Source organism: Kitasatospora sp. NPDC094016 (assembly GCF_040304045.1).
Classification (GTDB): domain Bacteria; phylum Actinomycetota; class Actinomycetes; order Streptomycetales; family Streptomycetaceae; genus Kitasatospora.
Genome location: NZ_JBEOUK010000080.1, coordinates 1 through 16,965 on the forward strand (window position 1 = coordinate 1; position 16,965 = coordinate 16,965).

11 protein-coding genes and 1 pseudogene are annotated in these 16,965 nt (G+C 70.8%); 5 read left to right on the forward strand and 7 right to left on the reverse strand.

Features of this window, described 5'->3' with window-relative positions:
* Positions 1–464 precede the first annotated feature (464 nt).
* Positions 465–2,645 carry a DEAD/DEAH box helicase gene (locus ABT015_RS37045; protein ID WP_350887493.1) on the reverse strand — a complete coding sequence of 727 codons (2,181 nt, stop codon included), beginning with the start codon at positions 2,643–2,645 and terminating at the stop codon, positions 465–467.
* Between the two features lie 226 nt (positions 2,646–2,871).
* The gene (locus ABT015_RS37050; RefSeq protein WP_350887495.1) at positions 2,872–4,551 is read right to left on the reverse strand and encodes a DUF885 domain-containing protein; all 1,680 of its coding nucleotides are present in this window, start codon (positions 4,549–4,551) and stop codon (positions 2,872–2,874) included.
* 412 nt (positions 4,552–4,963) lie between these two features.
* On the opposite strand from ABT015_RS37050, the gene ABT015_RS37055 reads away from it, so the two are divergent.
* Both ABT015_RS37055 and ABT015_RS37060 read left to right on the forward strand, forming a co-directional pair.
* Positions 4,964–6,091, forward strand: coding sequence for an NADH:flavin oxidoreductase (locus tag ABT015_RS37055; RefSeq protein WP_350887497.1), 1,128 nt, complete (start codon positions 4,964–4,966; stop codon positions 6,089–6,091).
* Positions 6,092–6,405: 314 nt separating this feature from the next.
* Positions 6,406–7,431, forward strand: a complete 1,026-nt coding sequence (locus ABT015_RS37060; RefSeq protein ID WP_350887499.1) for an alcohol dehydrogenase catalytic domain-containing protein — start codon at positions 6,406–6,408, stop codon at positions 7,429–7,431.
* A gap of 39 nt (positions 7,432–7,470) precedes the next feature.
* Here ABT015_RS37060 and ABT015_RS37065 read toward each other — a convergent pair whose 3' ends face one another.
* The 3 genes from ABT015_RS37065 to ABT015_RS37075 all read right to left on the reverse strand — a co-directional run bounded on the left by ABT015_RS37065 (position 7,471) and on the right by ABT015_RS37075 (position 12,588).
* The gene (locus tag ABT015_RS37065) at positions 7,471–10,128 is read right to left on the reverse strand and encodes a SpoIIE family protein phosphatase (RefSeq protein ID WP_350887501.1); all 2,658 of its coding nucleotides are present in this window, start codon (positions 10,126–10,128) and stop codon (positions 7,471–7,473) included.
* A 333-nt stretch (positions 10,129–10,461) separates the two neighbouring features.
* Positions 10,462–11,445 carry an alpha/beta hydrolase gene (locus ABT015_RS37070; protein ID WP_350887503.1) on the reverse strand — a complete coding sequence of 328 codons (984 nt, stop codon included), beginning with the start codon at positions 11,443–11,445 and terminating at the stop codon, positions 10,462–10,464.
* Between the two features lie 75 nt (positions 11,446–11,520).
* Positions 11,521–12,588, reverse strand: a complete 1,068-nt coding sequence (locus tag ABT015_RS37075) for an alcohol dehydrogenase catalytic domain-containing protein (RefSeq protein ID WP_350887506.1) — start codon at positions 12,586–12,588, stop codon at positions 11,521–11,523.
* 155 nt (positions 12,589–12,743) lie between these two features.
* Between ABT015_RS37075 and ABT015_RS37080 the strand changes: the two genes are divergently transcribed.
* Positions 12,744–13,364 carry a CGNR zinc finger domain-containing protein gene (locus ABT015_RS37080; protein ID WP_350887508.1) on the forward strand — a complete coding sequence of 207 codons (621 nt, stop codon included), beginning with the start codon at positions 12,744–12,746 and terminating at the stop codon, positions 13,362–13,364.
* 39 nt (positions 13,365–13,403) lie between these two features.
* Here the strand turns inward: ABT015_RS37080 and ABT015_RS38085 are convergent.
* A pseudogene (locus ABT015_RS38085) lies at positions 13,404–13,502 on the reverse strand (family 1 glycosylhydrolase); the annotation flags it as partial.
* 187 nt (positions 13,503–13,689) lie between these two features.
* Between ABT015_RS38085 and ABT015_RS37085 the strand changes: the two are divergent.
* Complete coding sequence (locus ABT015_RS37085) at positions 13,690–14,211, forward strand: DUF4365 domain-containing protein (RefSeq protein WP_350887512.1); 522 nt, start codon at positions 13,690–13,692, stop codon at positions 14,209–14,211.
* A complete protein-coding gene (locus tag ABT015_RS37090) occupies positions 14,190–15,353 on the forward strand; it encodes a hypothetical protein (protein ID WP_350887515.1) in 1,164 nt (387 codons plus the stop codon). Before ABT015_RS37085 ends, ABT015_RS37090 begins: the two co-directional genes overlap by 22 nt.
* Before the next feature lie 116 nt (positions 15,354–15,469).
* Here the strand turns inward: ABT015_RS37090 and ABT015_RS37095 are convergent, their stop codons facing one another.
* A complete protein-coding gene (locus tag ABT015_RS37095) occupies positions 15,470–16,810 on the reverse strand; it encodes a GH1 family beta-glucosidase (RefSeq protein WP_350887517.1) in 1,341 nt (446 codons plus the stop codon).
* Positions 16,811–16,965 lie beyond the last annotated feature (155 nt).

Sequence of the window (16,965 nt, forward strand, 5' to 3'; positions counted from 1 at the left end):
CGCTGTTGAGTTCTCAAGGAACGGACACTTCCTTCGGACCGCCTTCCAGCGGGCCCTCCGGGCGCTTCGTTCTTTCGTGTTCCCAGCTTATCAGATGTTTTCCGCCCCGTTTCCGGCGCTTCGTTCATCCAACTCGCTGGTGTCTTCTGCGGCTTTATGCCCCGTCCGACGTTTCAAACTCTAGCCGAGCCCCGCTCCGAAAAGCGAATCGGCCGCAATCCGATAAAACAAGCACGCCGAATAGGAACCAAGCCGCGACAAGGCGCGACCCGGCCCGAACCAGGAGGTGGTGTTTCAAGAGGATTGGCCGCCCCGGGACCGTCCGCGCCGATGCGTGTCCGGTGCTCCCTGCCGAGCGACTGGGAGACAGTACCCCCAATTCAGTGCCCAAAACAAACGCCCAGCCCCAGCAGCCCCCGCCGCAACGTCGAGCGACGGACGTGCGACCGCCCGCGGTCACGGCGTCAGGTCGCGGCACCGTCGGCAACCGTCCGGGCGAGGCGCAGTTGTTCCTCCTCCACGATCAGCGCTGCCAGCGACTGCTCCGAGACGTCGACCGCTTCAGGAGTCGATTCGGCCACGTCGCTGCGGCGCGCGTAGTCGTCGAACAGTCGGCTCTTCGCGCGGAGAATCTCCACCATCCGCTGGTCGACGCTGTCAGCGGCCAGCAGGCGGTGCACCTGTACGCGCCGGACCTGGCCCATTCGATGGGCTCTGGCTATCGCCTGGCTCTCCGTGGTGGGCTTCACCTGGGGTTCGCAGAGAATGACGACCGACGCCGCCTGGATGTTCAGTCCCACACCGCCGGCCTGGATCTGGCTCAGCAGCACCGCATGGCCCTGCACGGCGGCGAACTCGTCCACCACGTCCTGTCGCCGGACAGCGTCCAGTCCTCCGTCGATCGGGCCGAAGGCACGCTGCCCCAGAGCGTCCTGGACGACCCGCAGGACATCTCGGAAGTACGAGAAGACGACGACCTTCAACCCGTTCTCCGCGGCCTCCTCGACAACCTCCATCAGCCGCAACAGCTTCGCCGACCCTGCCGGGTCCGCGTACGCGGCACGGCGCATGGCCATGAAGTTCCCCTCGGCGACCGCCGAACGGTAGGCGACGAGATCGGATGCCGACAGTTCCTCCCATTCGTCGACGTGAACGACGTCGGGGAGCTCCGTCAGGACGTCCCGCTGGTTGCGGCGCAGGTAGGCCGGTGCGACGGCCCTGCGGAACGACGTCGGCCCTGCGGCGCCCGAACTGCTGTGGATTCCGGGCAGAAGATCGGGCTGCAGATAGCGGACCAGGTTCCGGAACTCCTCCACCCGGTTCTCCATCGGGGTGCCGGTGAGGAACAGGACGCGGTCGACGCGGTCGGTCCACTCGGCCACCGCCCGGGAGCGCTTCGTGCTGTGGTTCTTGACGTAGTGGGCCTCGTCCACCACGACCATGCCGACCGTGACACCCTCCGGGACCTCCAGGCTGCGCAGTCCGTCGAAGGTCACGACGGCGACACCTCCGCTGGCGAGCCATTCGGTGCGCGCCGCTTCCCGTTCCTGGCCGTGGAATCGGAACGCCCTCAGCGTGCTGCGCGACTCGATCTCCCTGATCCAGTTGATGAGGACGCTGGCCGGGCAGACGACGAGGAAGTGTGCGCTCCCGTGCGCCCGGAGGTGCGCGAGCGCGGCAATCGCCTGGATCGTCTTCCCGAGGCCCATCTCATCGCCGATGATCACCCGCTTCTGCGCGAGGGCGAAGCGGGCACCGAACGCCTGGTAACCGCGGAGCGAGACCTTGCACCGGGTGTCGTCCAGCGGCTCGGCCCGGACCCGGTCCGACAGGCTCTCCGGGAGGAAGCCCTCGGAGGCGGTGAGCCCGTCGGAGCCGGATCCGGCGAACTCGCCCAGGACGCCGTAGAACTCGGCCGAGCGGACTTCGAACTCCGCCCAGGCCTCGATGTCCGTGGCCGGTGGGCGGAGGAGGTCCACCGACGCCTGGGCGAAGAGCATGGACGTTCCCCGGTCCTCCGTCTCCGCGAGCAGGGCGTCCAGCCGATCGACCGCGGCGAACGCCTCCTGTCGGCGCTGCCGCCCGGCGAACAGGCCTCTGACAACGCCCCGGGCCGGCTGGGCGGCGGCGATCAGGGCGGCGGCCTCGCCGACGACACGCTCCGCCAGCTCTCTGGCCCGTCTCGCCTCGGGCCCGGCGGCGACCAGCCGTTGGAGTGCGACGACCAGCGCGGTGCCGGCCGCGTCCTGGTGGTCGACGTCCAGCCGGATCGCCACGGCCTGCTCCGCTGCCCGGGCGATCTGCCCGGCGGCGGCGATGGCCTGGAGAGCGCTCTGGGCTCCGATTCCGGGCAGCAGTTGGAGCGTGTAGGGCGTGGCGTCCACCACCTGCCGCACGGTCCTGATTCCGGCGGTCTCCAACGCGCCGACGCGCAGCCGCCCCTCGGTGACGTCCTTCAGCCGGGCCACGGGAATGGCGTCCAGTTCTTCGCGGACCAGCCGGCCCCGCAGACCGGCCGCGGCCTGGCGCACGTGCTCGACAGCCCTCTGGTGATCGTCGACGACCGCGCGGGCGACCGCATGGAGCCGCGCCCCGTCCGCCAGCACGACCTTGGGCTTCCGGACGGCCCGCTGCCTTTCCCCCACCTACGGCTCCTGTCCCGACTCGACCATGCGACACCCTCTCCGGGCGTCCACATGATTCCATCCGGGCACCGCCGACCGCCCAGGATTCCCGACCACACCCCGGCCGCCCACCGGCCGCCCACCGGCCCGGAGGAGTTTCCGGGCCGGGTGCCGTCCGTGCGTCCGTGCGTCCGTGCGTCCGTGCGTCGTGTCGATCGACGGCGGGCGCACGGCCGTCAGTCGGCGGTCACAGCGCGGCCAGGCCTGCCTCCAGGTCGTCCAGGCCCAGGGAGCCCTGCCGCAGGGCCTTCATGTGCCAGTGCTTGAGGTCGAAGTCGGCGCCCAGCCGGCGGCGGGCCGCGTCGCGGCCGGCCAGCCAGGCGCGCTCGCCGAGCTTGTAGCCGATGGCCTGGCCGGGCCGGCCGAGGTAACGGACGATCTCACTGTGCAGGTGGGCGGGCGCCAGGCCGACGTAGTCGGCCATGAAGGCGGTGGCCAGCTCCGGGGTCCAGCGCTCACCTGGGTGGAACGGGGAGCCCGCCGGAATGGCGCTCTCCAGGTGCATGCCGAGGTCGACGATGACGCGGGCGACGCGCATCATCTGCTTGCCGAGGTAGCCGAGGCGGCGTCCGGGATCGGTGAGGAAGCCGAGCTCGTCCATCAGCCGCTCCGCGTACAGGGCCCAGCCCTCCACGTTGGCGCTGATCTTGCCGAGGGTGACCTGGTAGCGGGACAGTCGCTCCGCCGCCGCGGTCCAGGAGGCGAGCTGCAGATGGTGCCCGGGGACGCCCTCGTGGTACCAGGTGCTGACCAGGCGCCAGGTGCGGAACCGCTCCTGCGCGTCGCCGTTGGCCAGCGGGAGGAAGGTCCGGCCCGGGCGGGCGAAGTCGAGGCTCGGCCCGCTGTAGTACGGCGCGGCGGCGCTGCCGGCCGGGGCGATCCTGGTCTCGACCCGGCGCAGCGGGCCGGTGATGTCGAAGTGGTGCCCGTCGAGTGCCTCGATCGCGTCGTCCGTGATCTGCTGCAGCCAGCCGCGCATCCGCTCGGCGCCGTGCACGGTGTGTCCGTGCTCGTCCAGATGGGCCCGGGCCTCCTGGACGGTGGCGCCGGGCAGCACCCGTTCGGCCTCCGTGCGCAGTTCGGCCCAGACCCGGTGGAACTCCTCCCAGGCCCAGTCGTAGGTCTCGTCCAGGTCCAGGTCGGCGCCGGTGTACTGTCGCGCCCCGAGCAGGTAGCGCTCGCGGCCGACGGCGTCGGGTGTGCCTTCCGCAGCGGACCGGTAGCTGTCGCGGAGCCAGTCCCGGAACGCGGCCACGGCGGCGGTCGCCGCGTTCGCGGCGGCGTCCAGTTCGGGGCGGAGCCGCTGCGGCGCGGGGGCGACGAACTCGGCGAACCAGCCGGGGCCCCCGGCCGTCTCGCCGGTCCACGCGGTGAGCTGCGCGCACAGCACGTCGGCCTGGCGGGGCGCGGCGAGCAGCTTGCGGGCGACGCCCTCCGCCAGCGTGGCCCGGTAGCCGTCCAGCGCGGTGGGCAGGTTGCGCAGCCGGCCCAGGACCGGGGCCCAGTCGTCGTCGGTGGCGGTGGGCATCATCGTGAAGATGCCCCGGAGCTGGTGCACCGGCGTGTGCAGGTTCCGCACGGCGCGGAAGTTCTCGCCGGCCTCGTGCACCCGCACCTCGGCGTCGAGCCGCTCGCGCAGCAGCCGCGCGCACACGAGCTCCGCCGGATCCCCGTCAGGCCCGGCCTCGGGGACGGCGTCCAGGCGCGCCAGCGCCTCCCGCGCGAGCCGGACCGTCTCCTCGACGCCGTCCGGCGACAGGTCGGGCATCCGGTCGTCGCCCGGGGCCAGGCCCAGGGAGGTGGAGGTGACGGGGTCGTGTGCGGCGACCCGGGCCACGTGGTCGTCGGCGATCTGTCGTGGAGTCATCGTCAGCTCCTTCGGTCGGCGATCGGTCGCGGTACCAGGCGTAGGAGGCCTCCGGGGTGCGCCGCTGCGCCGTGAAGTCGGTGCGCCGTGCAGTCGGCGTACAGCGCAGTCGACGTACAGCGCAGTCGACGTGGACGAGTCCGGAGCGCCGGCGGAAGCCCTCAGGCCGTCGAACACGTCGTGATTCTAGCCAGGCTCCGCCCGCCAGCCCCGGACAGCCGTCAAGTCAGCACCGCAGCAGATGGGTTGGGCCACGGCCGGGCAGGACGGGACGGCCGCTCCCCTCCGGCGCGTAGTGGCGCTGATCACAGCGAGTTTCGCCCGGTCGGCGAAATGCGGGGGCCACCCGAGTTGTTTGCACAGGCAACCAATTCCGCCCCGGCGCACTCCACCGGTACCCACGAGGGATCCCATGACCGTCACCGAGCCCGCAGCCTCCCGCGCGGCCGAAATCCTGTCCCGGCCCGTCACGCTCAACGGGCTGACCGTTCCCAACCGCATCGCGATGGCGCCGATGACGCGCAGGTTCTCTCCGGGCGGCGTGCCCGGCGAGGACGTGCGCTCGTACTACGCCCGCCGCGCCACCGCCGGCGTCGGCCTGATCATCACCGAGGGGACGTACGTCGGCCACGAGTCCGCCGGCCAGAGCGACGACATCCCCCGCTTCCACGGCGAGGAGCAGCTGGCCGGGTGGGCCCGCGTCGCCGAGGACGTCCACGCGGCGGGCGGCACCATCGTGCCGCAGCTCTGGCACATCGGCATGGTGCGCGAGCAGGGCGACCCGCCGTTCGCCGACGCTCCCGCCGTCGGCCCGTCCGGGATCCGGCTGGACGGCACCGAGGGAACCGGCCGGGCGATGACCCGGGCCGATCTGGACGCCGTCATCGGCGCGTTCGCCGAGGCCGCCGCGGCCGCCGAGCGGATCGGCTTCGACGGCGTCGAGCTGCACGGCGCCCACGGCTACCTGCTCGACCAGTTCCTGTGGGCGGGCACCAACCGCCGCACCGACGCCTACGGCGGCGACCCGGTGGCCCGGACGAAGTTCACGGCCGAGCTCGTCGCCGCGGTGCGAGCGGCCGTCTCCCCGGAATTCCCGGTGATCTTCCGCTACTCGCAGTGGAAGTCCGAGAACTACGAGGCCCGCCTCGCCGAGACCCCCGAGGAGCTGGAGGCCATCCTCACCCCGCTCGCCGAGGCCGGCGTCGACGCCTTCCACGCCTCGACCCGCCGCTACTGGGTCCCCGAGTTCGACGGCTCGGACCTCAATCTGGCCGGCTGGACCAAGAAGCTCACCGGCCGCCCCGCCATCACCGTCGGCTCGGTCGGCCTCGACGGCGACTTCATCGGCGCCTTCAGGGGCGAGGGCTCCCCGGTCCAGGCCATCGACAACCTGCTCGACCGGCTGGAGCGCGACGAGTTCGACCTGGTCGCCGTCGGCCGCGCCCTCCTCCAGGACCCGCAGTGGGCCGCCAAGGTCCTCTCCGGCCGCCACGCCGAGCTGCGTCCCTACGGCGCCGAAGCGCTCCGCACCCTCAGCTGACCCACCAGCCCCCGAGGACCCGGCCGCGCGGCGAGCGCAGCGGGGCCGGGCCCTTCGGGCTCCCACAGGACCGCAACGGCAGAACGAGGTGTCAACACGCTTGCGTGGGAGGTGACTTCGGACGGAGTCGACACGGACGAGGCCGTGGCACCGGTGGTGGCCCTCGGCCTGCTGCTCCCACTGCCCTGCGCAGTGGCCCGCACGGCCTTATGGTGAAGAAAAGGCCCCCCGGACGGATCCCTGAGCAGCCTGCCGACGCGCGGCGACGACTTCCCGGAGGAGCGCTGATCATCTTCCCGGAGGAGCGCTGGATCATGAGTACCTATCGAGTGGCGCAGGCGACCGCCCCGGGCGGTGCGCTCCAACCGGCCGAGCGAGAGGTGCCGCAGCCGGGACCCGGCCACGTGAGGATCGCCGTGGAGGCGTGCGGCGTCTGCCACTCCGACACACTCTTCGTGAACGCCGCACTACCGGGTGTGTCGTTCCCCGTGGTGCCCGGGCACGAGATCGCCGGACGCATCGAGGAGTTCGGCGAAGGCACTCGGGACCGTGGATGGCAGATCGGCGACCGGGTGGCGGTCGGCTGGTTCGGCGGCAGCTGCGGCTACTGCGAGCCGTGCCGCCGAGGCGACTTCATCGTGTGCCGGAACTTGAAGGTCCCGGGATGGGCGTACGACGGCGGCTTCGCCGAGAAGGTGATCGCGCCCGCCGACGCACTGGCCCGGATCCCCGACGAACTGGCGGCCGGCGATGCCGGGCCGATGGCCTGCGCGGGCGTGACCACGTACAACGGGCTGCGGCGCAGCTCCGCCCGGCCCGGCGATCTGGTCGCGGTGCTCGGTCTCGGCGGCCTCGGGCACCTCGGGGTCCAGTACGCGGTCGCGATGGGCTTCGAGACGGTGGCGATCGCCCGAAGCGCCGAGAAGGCCGGCTTCGCCGAGCAACTGGGCGCCCACCACTACGTCGACAGCACCGCCGGCACCCCGGTCGCCGAGGCACTGCAGTCCTACGGCGGCGCCAGGGCCGTGCTGGCCACCGCCGGCAACTCCGAGGCCATCGCGTCCACCCTGGACGGGCTGGCCCCCCGCGGGGAACTGGTGGTGATCGGGGCGGACACCGCTCCGATGGAGATCAGTCCGGCCGGACTGCTCATGGGCGCCAACGTCGTCCGGGGCCACCCGTCCGGCACCGCGCAGGACGTGGAGGACACGATGGCATTCAGCGCTCTGCACGGCATCCGCCCGATGACCGAGACCGTGCCGCTGGACCACGCCGAGGAGGCGTACCAGAAGATGCTCGCCGGGAAGGCCCGCTTCCGGATGGTGCTCACCACCGGCTGACCCGGCTCGGCCACCACGCCCCCTAGGAGGGCTGCTCGGCTACTCGATCACGGGCCAGGCCATCGAGGCGCTCGGCTGCAGCGACTGCTCGGCCCAGATGATCTTGCCCCAGGGGGTGTAGCGCACGCCCCAGCGCTCGGCGAGCCGCGCGACGAGGAACAGGCCGCGGCCGCCCTCGTCCTCGGCGGCCGCGTAGCGCAGGTGCGGGGCGGTGCTGCTGGTGTCGGCGACCTCGCAGATCAGCGTGCGGTCGTACAGCAGCCGCACCTTGATCGGTTCGGTCCCGTGGCGGATGGCATTGGTCACCAGCTCGCTGAGCACCAGTTCGGTGACGAACACGGCCTCCTCGAGGCCCCACTCGGTGAGCTGCCGGGTCGCCTCGGCCCGCGCCCGGCCCACGGCCGCGGGGGTCGCGGCCACCTCCCACTCGCTGAGCCGATCGGGCGCCAGCATCCGGGTGCGGGCGACGAGCAGGGCGATGTCGTCGGTCTGGCGGACGGGTAGCAGGGCGTCGAGCACGGCGTCGCAGACCTCCTGGGGCGACCGGTCGGCGCGGGCCAGGGTGGCGGTGAGGATGTCCAGGCCGACACCGATGTCGCGGGTGCGGTCCTCGATGAGGCCGTCGGTGTAGAGAACCAGGTTGCTTCCCTGCGGCACCCGCACCTCCATGGCTTCGAAGGGCATCCCGCCCAGGCCGAGCGGCGGGCCGGCGGGAAGGGTGAGGATCTCCACCGTGCCGTCCGGGTGGACGAGGGCGGGCGGCGGGTGGCCCGCCCGGGCCAGGGCGCAGATGCCGGTGGTCGGGTCGTAGATGGCGTAGAGGCAGGTGGCGCCGGTGATCGCGAGCTCGCCCTCGGCCGCCGCCGTCTCCTGGTCGATGTGGGCGACCAGTTCGTCCAGGTGTCCGAGGAGCTCGTCCGGCGGCAGGTCGAGGGTGGAGAAGTTCTGGACCGCGGTGCGCAGCCGGCCCATGGTCGCGGCCGCGTGCAGGCCGTGGCCGACCACGTCCCCGACGACGAGCGCGACCCGGGTGCCCGACAGCGGGATGACGTCGAACCAGTCGCCGCCGACCCCCGCCTGGGCGGGGTGGTAGCGGTAGGCGATGTCGAGGGCGCTCTGCTCGGGCAACGCGCGCGGCAACAGGCTGTGCTGGAGGGTGACGGCCATCGTGTGCTCGCGCGTGTAGCGGCGGGCGTTGTCGATGGACACGGCCGCCCTGGCGGCCAGTTCCTCGGCCAGGGACAGGTCCTCCTCCTCGAAGGGGCCTCTGTCACGGCTGCGCCAGAAGCAGGCGATGCCCATCAGCACACCCCGTGCCGACAGCGGAACGGCGATCAGCGATCCCAGACCGAACTCCAGCACCGCCTGCGTACGCTCGGTGTCCTGCATGCGCCAGCCGGCGTCGGTCGCCAGCTCGGTGACCAGCGTGGGACTCCCCCGGACGAAACCCGCCGCCTGCGGGGTGCCCCGGCCCCACCTGACCAGCTCCCCCTGGGGGTACAGCGGCGAATCGTCCCGGACGCCCGCGAGCGCCACCCGCCGCAGCTCCACCGGGGCATCGACCAGCAGGGCCCGTGGCTCCTCGCCGTCCAGGACCGCCTCGGCGAGGTCGACGGTGGCGTAGTCGCAGAACTCGTGGGCGGCCGTCCGGACGAGCTCCTCCGCGGTGCGCCGGACGTCCAGGGTCGTGCCGATCGCCAGGCTCGCCTCGTACAGCAGCCTGAGCCGGCTGCGGGCGACCTCGGCCTTCCCCGCGAGGGCGCGCAGTTCGGTGGAGTCGCGCAGGGTGGTGACGCTGCCCGACGGGCCTCCCCCGCTGTCGGTGGGGCGGCTGTTGACGGCCAGCAGGCGGTCTCCGACGGGAAGCACCTCGTCGGTGACCGCACGGTCGGAGATCAGCAGTTCGGACGTGCGGGGGGCGAGGCCCAGGTCGGCGACGGGGCGCCCCTCCACGTCGGGGGGCAGGTCGAGCAGGCGGCGCGCCTCGTCGTTGGCGAGCAGGACCCGGCCGTCGCCGCCGACGATGGCCACGCCCTCGCGCACCGCGTGCAGCACCGCGTCGTGGTGCTCGTACATCCGGGTCATCTCTTCCGGCCCCAGGCCCCGGGTCTGCCGCAGCAGACGCCTTCCCACCAGCGCCGTACCGGCCGTGGCCAGGCCGAGCGCCAGAGCGCCGACGCCCAAGACGACCGGCAGCTGGCGGTTGAACGCGCTGCTCACGTTGGAGACCTTCATCCCGGACGAGACGATGCCCACGACCGCCCCGTGGGAGTCCTCCACCGGGACGACCACCTGGTACTCGGAGCCGAGCGGGCCGTGCACGTCCTCGATGGTGACCTGGCCGTGCAGCGACGGCCCGATGGTGCCGATGAACATCTTGCCGATCAGCTCCGGATCGGGGTGGGTGTAGCGGATGCCGTTGCGGTCGGTCACCACGATGAAGTCGACCCCGGCAGCCGTACGGGCCGCTTCGGCCAGCGGCTGGAGCACCGCGCTGGGGTCGGGGCCCTGCATCGCCGCCACCAGGCCGGGACCGTGGGCGAACCCCTGGGCCGCGGCGAGCGTACGGCCGTGCGCCGCGTCGAACCGGTCGCTGCGGGACTGGACCAGCAGCACCACGACGGCCGTCACCACCAGCAACAGCACGATCAGCACCTGTAGGACGAACATCTGACCGGCGACACTCCGGATGCTCATCACCGACCACAGGCGATGCGCCGACTGCTCCCGCGGGGCTGAGCGTGGGTGTCGCCGCTCACGACGGCTACCCGATCGGCGCAGGGGCAGCCAGGAGGAGCGGCCCGTGTCTCTGGCCATACACCCATGATCTACCGCGCCCCTCCCACGAGCGGGCCACACTACGCTGATGGGGGCGAAGCGCAGGTGGCAGCGCGTCCCGCCGCGACACCGGACGGCTCACCCGCCCCCGGGGCCGGCCGGACCTTCACCGTTCCTCCCCTCCCCTCTCCTCTCGCTTCCTCTCGCTTCCTCTCGTTTTCCTCCACGGCCGAACAGTCCTCGGCGCGGATGTCAGGTGGGGGACGGAGCGGTGTGGAACTGGCGGGTGAGGTAGTTGGACCAGGTCTGGTGGAACGTGGTGGCAAGTCGGGACTGGGGGGCGATGAGGTCGAAGGCGTGGTAGGCGCCGGGGTAGAGGTGGAATTCGACCGGGACGCCGTGGGCCCGCAGACGGGTGGCGTAGTCGAGGTTCTCGTCGCGGAAGCAGTCGAGGTCACCGACGGTGATGAAGGTGGGTGGCAGGGCGCTGAGGTCGGTGGTGCGGGCGGGGGCGGAGTAGGGGCAGACGTCGTCGGTGCCGGCGCGGTCGCCCAGGATCGCCTGCCAGGCGAGGAGGTTGGTCGAGCGGTCCCAGATGCCGATGTCGGTGATCTCGTGGCTCGATGCGGTGCGGTTGCGGTCGTCGAGCATGGGATACGTGAGTGACTGGAACAGCGGTGTCACGCCGCCGCGGTCGCGGATCAGGAGGGTCGTGGCCGCCGCGACGCCTCCGCCGCCGCTCTGGCCCCCGATGCCGATGCGGGTGCCGTCCAGTCCCAGGGCCTCCGCCTCGCGGCCGAGCCACTGGTAGGCGGTGAAGCCGTCCTCGGCGGCGCCGGGGGCGGGTGTCTCGGGGGCGAGCCGGTAGTCGACCACGGCGACGGCGCAGCCGAGGCCCGCGCTCAGCCGGGTGAGCCACGGGTCGTCCTGGGCCGCGAAGCCGAGGACCTGTCCGCCGCCGTGGAACCAGAGCAGGACCGGCAGAGGTCCGGGCGCTTCGGTGGGACGCAGAAGGCGGATCGGTACGTCGGGGCCGTCCGTTCGGCGCGCGAGGTGCGTCTCGACGGTGACCGACGGGTCGCCGGGCTGGGCGTCGGCGGCGGCCTCGGCCTGGGCGCGGAACGCCGCGCGCGTTGCGGCGAGGTCCGTCAGGTCGAACGCGCCGTTGGGGGTCATGGGGACTGCGTCGAGGGCCAGACTCAGTTCCTGGTCCATCAGTTGACGGGATGCGGGCATGGTCGTTCCTGCTCTCGGGGGGAGGTGTTTCGGGGGAAGACGTCTCAGGGGGAGACGCCTCAGGGGGGAGACGTCTCAGGGGCGGAACGCGTCGATGACGACCACGCCGGTGGGTCCGTACGTCTCCAGGGACTCCAGGACCTCGCTCGCCTCGTGGAGGCCGACGGTGCGCGAGACGATGCGGCCGGGGTCGAGGCGACCGGCGGCGATCATGTTCAACATCGTGCCGAAGCGCTGGCCCTGCATGCCGAAGGCGCTCAGGAACTCCAGTTCCTTGACCATCATGACGTCGACCGGCAGCGCGACGTCCCCCTGTTCCGCAGCGGTGGTGTGGCCGAGTTGGAGGTGGCGGCCGCGGGTGCGCAGGGAGAGGACGGAGTTGCGGCAGGCCGCGGCGATGCCCACGGCGTCGACCGACACATGCGCACCGCCGCCGGTGAGGGTCTTCACCGCTTCGGCGGGGTCGTCGGTCGCCGCGTTGACGGTGTGGACGGCGCCGAGTGCGCGGGCGGCGTCCAGCTTGTCGTCCGTGATGTCGATCGCGATGACGTTGGCGCCCGTCGCCGCGGCGATCTCGACCGTCGACAGCCCCATGCCGCCCCCGGCGCCGTACACCGCGACCCATTCGCCGCCGCGGACCTTCGCCTGGTCGACGACGCCGTGGAAGGCCGTCATGTAGCGGCAGGCCAGCGCGGCGACGTCCACGAAGCCGACGCCCTCCGGCACTTCGACCAGGTTGACGTCGGCGAAGCGGACCATGACGTACTCGGCGAAGGCGCCCCAGTAGGACACCCCGGGCACGAGCGAGTCCACGTGCTCGCAGACGTGCTGATTGCCGCTGCGGCACATCTCGCACGAGCCCTCGCCGGGGTTCATCGGGAAGATGACGCGGTCTCCCTCCTTCCACCCCCGCACCTCGCGGCCGACCTCCACGACGGTGCCGGCGAACTCGTGGCCGAGGACGAACGGGGCCTCGACACGCGGTCCGCCCGTCCAGAACTCCCCGGCCCACAGGGCCCAGTCGGTCCGGCAGATCCCGTTCGCCCCGACGCGCACGATCGCGCCGTCCGGCGGGCAGGAGGGGTCGGGCACGTCGCGGATGACGAGCGGCTTGTGGAGTTCCTCGATGACTGCGGCGCGCATGGCGCGGCCTCCTCGTGCTGAAGGGCGTTGGGCGTTGGGCGTTGGCGAGAGTCGACGGGAGCGGGAAGCAACCGCCTAAAGTCCACCGGTTCAAGCGGTGGACTTGGAAGCTAGTCGCTTGCCCGGAATCATGTCAACCACCTAAAGTGGTGGACATGGACGACAGGATCGGCAGGGACGACAGCCGCGAGGGGCGCCAGCGCGCCAAGGCCGACTTCCGCTTCGACGACGCGCGATTGTGCTTCGCCTTCGCCGGCACCCTGGCCGACCGTGGCGCGGACACGCCCTTCGAACGGCTCGCCCGGCCCGAGGACCTGAGCCGCTGGGCCGTCGAAAGCGACTGCACGACAGCGGCACCGCCCTGCACCGAGGCCGACCTCGGCCGCGCCAGGCGACTACGTGAGGCGATCCAGCGAACCGGCCGCGCCCTGGCGGACGCCGCGCCGCCCTCGCCCGACGACATCGCCCTCGTCAACCGCGCCGCCGCCGAACCCCCCTCGACACCCGAACTCGCCCCCGACGCGACCACCGTGCACTGGCACGGCGACGCGGTCGCGGCGGTGCTCTCGATGGTCGCCCGGGATCTGATCGCCCTCTGCGCATCGGAGCACCGCACCCGCGTCCGCATCTGCGGAAACCCCGACTGCGGCGCCCCCTTCGTCGACACCTCCCGCGCGGGCGCCCGCCGCTGGTGCTCGATGAAGACCTGCGGCGCCCTCGTCAAGAAGCGCGCCTACCGGGCGAGGCACCAGACACCTGCTGCCGACGCCCGGTAGCGCGTCGCCGCGCGCGGCGGGTGGCGGGTGGCGGGTGGCGATCAGGTCGCGGTACCAGGCGCAGGAGGCCTTCGGGGTGCGCTGTCGGGTGTCGAAGTCGACGTGGATGAGGCCGAAGCGCTGGTGGTAGCCCTCGGCCCGTCGAACAGGGTGTCAGTGGAGTCACGGCTCGTCCTGACCCGTGGCGATCTGCCCGCACTATGCGCTGTGAAGCCTTCGCGACCTTGGAGATCCTGGTCTTACCAGAAAGTCAAGACGGCAACCACCAAGATGATTTATGCCGAAGGGGTAGCGGACAGTTCGCGCCTCACTCAAGATGACGCGCATGACTGTGCCGCCGCCACCCGACTCCCCGAACGGTTCCGCATTCGTCACCCTGAGCCACAGTGGCGCGAAGGGCCGATTCGGCGTCTCCTACATCCGCTCGATCGCAAGCCAGGCAGGCGTCGGTTTCACTGAAACCTCTCCCGACGAAGACGTTCTGGCTGTGGACGGGACCATCGACTTCGCGGTCGCGTCAGCCCGTGTACAGGTCAAATGCACGTCACAGTTCTCAATCGGCGGAAGCAGTGCTACCTGGAAGTCCGAGCTCCACTGGCGGGAACAGTGGGGCCAAAGCCTGCTTCCGGTCTACTTCGTCCTCGTCGTTCTCGACTTCGACGAGCGCCCTCGATGGATCGAGCACCATCCAGGGGGCACCGACCACAAAGCTGCTGCCTTCTGGGTGCGCGTCAACAACACCAGCACTGGGAACAAGATCCGCATTCCCAAGGACCAACGCCTCACGGTCGACGTCGTCGAGCAGTGGCACAGGGAGGTTGAAGCATGCTTCACGCCGGCAGCCTAGGCGTTCCGGTCGTCCGTCTTCCGACGCTGGCACAGTTGCGAACCTACATGGAGTACAGCGGCTGGGTCTGCCAACCGCCCGGCATAGGGGGATCCCTATGGGGCAAAGGCGAGGCAAGGATCGGCGTCCCCGCAATCGAGGGGAACAATTCCATCATCGCCAAGGGAATTCTCGACCGCCTTGCCACCCACGAAGGCACAACTGCAGCACTCCTCGGGCCCAGAATCCGCTACCACCGCATGGACGTGACTCTCCTGCGTGCGGCCAACGACCACCGGATCACCGATACCATCCCGTTCGAGACGGCTTCGACCGTCATCAGTTCTGCCAGAAAGCTTCTTCGCGCCGCTGGAACAACGGCTTGGAACGAGCGCAGCGAAATCGGTGGCAACTACGCACGCCGAGGGGACGAGGTTCTCAGGAAAGCGCGGATGGATCACACTCAGGAGGGGTCATTCATCATCCCGCTCCTGGTGCCGCTTTCCGAGCCTGAGCACCGCTCCTACGAACAACCGGCCCTGCCCGGCGTGGAAGTGCTGCTCTCGCCCCCTGAACCATTCGAACGACGTGTCACCCGAACCTTCGCTCAGTCGATCATGGCGGTGAAGGAAATCATCGTCGATCCAGAGCACTCACCTACCAAGAGCGACCTTTACTCGGTCGTGGAACGCGGTGTCAGCAGAGAATTCTGCTCAGCCCTGGCACAGATCCTGGCCGAACCGGCGGTCGGCGAGTTCGAGACCAGGTTCGGTTGGGCCGAATCACTACCTGCTCCATCCACCATGCCTGACTCCGTGGTCATCGACAGCGACGCCTCCCAGAAGATCGAGGAGGTTGCGATACAGCTCAAGCGGAGCCATATCGATGCCCGTTCGACATTCTCGGGCAGCATCGTGGAACTGCGTCACGTCACCGATGAGCCCTTCGGTTGGATCACCATCTCGACAGTCCGCCGAGGACGGATATCGGAGATCCGCATCCGACTCCCGTTCGAGCGCTACCAGGAGGCCGTCTCCTGGCACCATGCCCAACGCGCCGTCATCGTCGAAGGCCAGGTACGGATCGGCCCCGGACGCCGCCTGATCGTCGACGATCCGGTGAAGTGTCGCCCCATTGACGAGATCCTCCTGCCGCTTCTGTGAGTTGGAGGGCCTGCGTGGACCCATCACCGTGCCCGTAACACGGGACCGCAACTGTAGTTGGCGCCTCTCCCATGCCCCACCCATCCGGCAGTTGGATTGCCGGACATGTCAGCTTCCTACTTCGAATGCCGCGCCCGATGAGCGGCGATCAGGTCGCGGTACCACGAGTAGGAGGCCTTCGGGGTGCGCTCAAGGGTCTCGAAGTCGACGTGGACGATGCCGAAGCGCTGGTGGTAGCCCTCGGCCCACTCGTAGTTGTCGAGGAGGGACCAGGTGTAGTAGCCGCGGATGTCGATGCCCTCGGCGGCGGCCCGGGCGAGGGCGTCGAGGTGGGCGGACATGAAGTCGATGCGGGGTTGGTCGGGGACGGTCTCCTCGGTGACGGAGCAGCCGTTCTCGGTGATGGTGATGGGTGGGAGGGTCTTGCCGTACAACTCGCCGAGCTTGATGAGGAGTTGGGTGAGCGCGGAGGGGACGACGGGCCAGCCGAAGGCGGTGTGGGGGACGTCGGGGATGTCGACGAAGTCGAAGGGGAGGCCCGGTTCGGTGGGGGCGGCGATGCGGGTGGGGTTGTAGAAGTTGAGGCCGAGGCCGTCGAGGCCGGGGGCGGCGATGAGGTCGGTGTCGCCGGGGTGGATGGCGCCGTAGAGGTCGTCGGGGACGCCGAGGGCGGAGAGGTCGGGGTAGCGGCCGAGGAGGACGGGGTCGGTGAACAGGCGGTTGTGGAGGGCGTCGTAGGCCTGGGCGGCGGCGAGGTCGGCGTCGGAGGGGGTGGCCGGCTCGACCGGGGTGAGGTTGTTGGAGAGCATCACCTCCAGGCCGCGGTCGTGGAGCACCGAGGCGGCCAGGCCGTGGGCGAGGAGCTGGTGGTGGGCGGCCGGGAGGGCCTCCAGCATCAGGGTGCGGCCGGGGGCGTGGGTGCCGAGGGCGTAGCCGAAGACGGTGTGGACGAAGGGCTCGTTGAGGGTGATCCAGGCGGGGACGCGGTCGCCGAGGCGGTCGGCCATGACGGTGGCGTACTCGGCGAAGCGGTAGGCGGTGTCGCGGTTCAGCCAGCCGCCGTCGTCCTCCAGGGCCTGCGGGAGGTCCCAGTGGAAGAGGGTGGGCAGCGGGGTGATACCCGCCTCCAACAACGCGTCGACGAGCCGGTCGTAGAAGGCGAGTCCGGCGGGGTTGACGGCGCCCGCGCCCGTCGGGAGGATCCGGGGCCAGGAGATGGAGAAGCGGTAGCCGTCGAGCCCGAGGTCCTTCATCAGCGCGACGTCCTCGGGGTACCGGTGGTAGTGGTCGCAGGCCACCGCGCCCGTGTGGCCGTCCCGGACGGCGCCGGGGCGGGCGGCGAAGACGTCCCAGACGGACGGCCCGCGGCCGTCCTCGTCCACCGCTCCCTCGATCTGGTAGGCGGCGGTGGCGGCACCCCAGCGGAACCCCGCCGGCAGGTCGTAGCGATCCGGCATGGCAACCTCCTGACGAGAACATGAGGATTGCTCATGTTACTGACGCCAGGCAGAAACGCCAGGATGGCGTCCCGCCGAGTGGTGTAGCAGGGATCTTGGCGTAACCCCTGGTCATGAAGGAGCCATCGCGCAACTCTCCGAGTAGGCATGCTCGT

Coding starts and splice junctions, on each gene's coding strand:
- ABT015_RS37050 (WP_350887495.1), bottom strand. CDS start 4,551: ATGACTCCACGACAGATCGCCGACGACCACGTGGCCCGGGTCGCCGCA.
- ABT015_RS37055 (WP_350887497.1), top strand. CDS start 4,964: ATGACCGTCACCGAGCCCGCAGCCTCCCGCGCGGCCGAAATCCTGTCC.
- ABT015_RS37060 (WP_350887499.1), top strand. CDS start 6,406: ATGAGTACCTATCGAGTGGCGCAGGCGACCGCCCCGGGCGGTGCGCTC.
- ABT015_RS37065 (WP_350887501.1), bottom strand. CDS start 10,128: ATGAGCATCCGGAGTGTCGCCGGTCAGATGTTCGTCCTACAGGTGCTG.
- ABT015_RS37070 (WP_350887503.1), bottom strand. CDS start 11,445: ATGCCCGCATCCCGTCAACTGATGGACCAGGAACTGAGTCTGGCCCTC.
- ABT015_RS37075 (WP_350887506.1), bottom strand. CDS start 12,588: ATGCGCGCCGCAGTCATCGAGGAACTCCACAAGCCGCTCGTCATCCGC.
- ABT015_RS37080 (WP_350887508.1), top strand. CDS start 12,744: ATGGACGACAGGATCGGCAGGGACGACAGCCGCGAGGGGCGCCAGCGC.
- ABT015_RS37085 (WP_350887512.1), top strand. CDS start 13,690: ATGACTGTGCCGCCGCCACCCGACTCCCCGAACGGTTCCGCATTCGTC.
- ABT015_RS37090 (WP_350887515.1), top strand. CDS start 14,190: ATGCTTCACGCCGGCAGCCTAGGCGTTCCGGTCGTCCGTCTTCCGACG.
- ABT015_RS37095 (WP_350887517.1), bottom strand. CDS start 16,810: ATGCCGGATCGCTACGACCTGCCGGCGGGGTTCCGCTGGGGTGCCGCC.